Below are 1,455 nucleotides of genomic sequence, written 5' to 3' on the forward strand. Positions count from 1 at the left end.
TCTGAACTGATCCGCAGTTTGATAGCAAAACTTCCTGACCCTTCGCCCAAAAAGCATTCGCGAGACTAAAGTCTCACGCGGAACCCCGGTCTAAAGACACGGGGCTTGCGCGCTTTGTTCTGTCAATCGCAACGATGAGGTTAAAATCTCGTCTTGTGACTAAACTTTTACCCATTGCAATGACTTGCGCCTGTGGATTTCCGGGAGGGACGCCAATCCCGCCTTCGTGGGGGTGGGTGGGGAAAAATTCGATCGTTCCAGTAGGGGAATGGGGATTTTTTAGGGTTGGGTGAATCGGGTCGATGGGAATTATTTTTTGATAGTCGCCGTTGGCTCCTGAATGATAGTTAGGCCAGGAAATATAAGTAGTATAGGGGTCATCGCGATCGCAGCGAGTTTGGTCGGGGTCGGGGTTTTTGGTGTGGAAATAGTGCAGATCGCCGATATCGCCCAAACCGCACATCGAGCAACCCATATCTTGATGATCTCGCGTGGTGAGGATACCTTTACCTTGTTGGCGAAATGCTCTGATTCCAGCTTGGTCTTTTTCTGTTAAACCGTCCCCCACATCTAAGGCAAATAACCAAAGTTGGTCAAAGTCTGACTCGCCGAGGTTGCTTAAAATGGGGTCGTTGCCTTCATCGTCGGATGTCCGATCGCGTGCGGTTACCTCAAATATATTATTTCCCCCCTCGTCTTGTACCGATGCCAGATACTCGCGTAACATCGAGAAACGCCCGATGCTCCAGTCATCTTCCGTTTTCGGAATCGTCGTCTGCAACAAAATGCGAATCGGTTTTTTCATACCTTGCTCCTGGGGCAAATCGCTCTGGGCAGAAAATACAAACTCAACGGGTAATTTTAGATTTGATCGGGTCTGGAACTGATTTGTGAAGACACGGGGACGCGGGGACCCGGAGACGCGGGGAGTTTTTGATCGCAGTCACCGCGTTACCGCATCTCTCATTCTCCGCTTCGTCTTCCAAGTTAGAATCCCCTGACTCCGATCATGGGGTGTCCCCGCGTCATTGTGTCCCCGCGGAGCGAGCGTCCTCTTCAAGCAACAGTTAAAGAGCTAAGTTTAGCAGAAATCTCCCTACGGGTATAGGCTGGCCTCTATTGCGACAGATGCAGATATATTTCGATTTGTCAAGAAGGTACGGAATACCTGCGGATCGTCCTGTAGTCCTTTTTCAGAAAAACGAAATTGTCTGACTCCACAGCATCAGGGGAAACATTATGCACCGCGATTTTAGTTTAGAACTTTTTGTTGAATCCGGCCTATCAGTTGTCGTCTTTTTGTTCCTGGTTGTTTTACTCGCTTGACGCTCCGTTAACCTAAGCATGGGAGTCACCCCCCATGCTGGGCTTCAGAACCGGACGTGAAAGTTTACCCTTCATCCGGCTCCTCTCCAAATCGACCCTTGTCATGGGTACTAAACTGAGTTGAAAGGT

At 49.5% G+C, this 1,455-nt stretch carries 1 pseudogene; it reads right to left on the reverse strand.

The features are described 5' to 3' along the window. Window positions 1-112: 112 nt before the first annotated feature. Window positions 113-805, reverse strand: a pseudogene (locus MiSe_RS49055) (hypothetical protein); the annotation flags it as partial. Window positions 806-1,455 lie beyond the last annotated feature (650 nt).

The sequence above is a fragment of the Microseira wollei NIES-4236 genome (genome assembly GCF_020521235.1).
Classification (GTDB): Bacteria; Cyanobacteriota; Cyanobacteriia; order Cyanobacteriales; family Aerosakkonemataceae; genus Microseira; species Microseira wollei.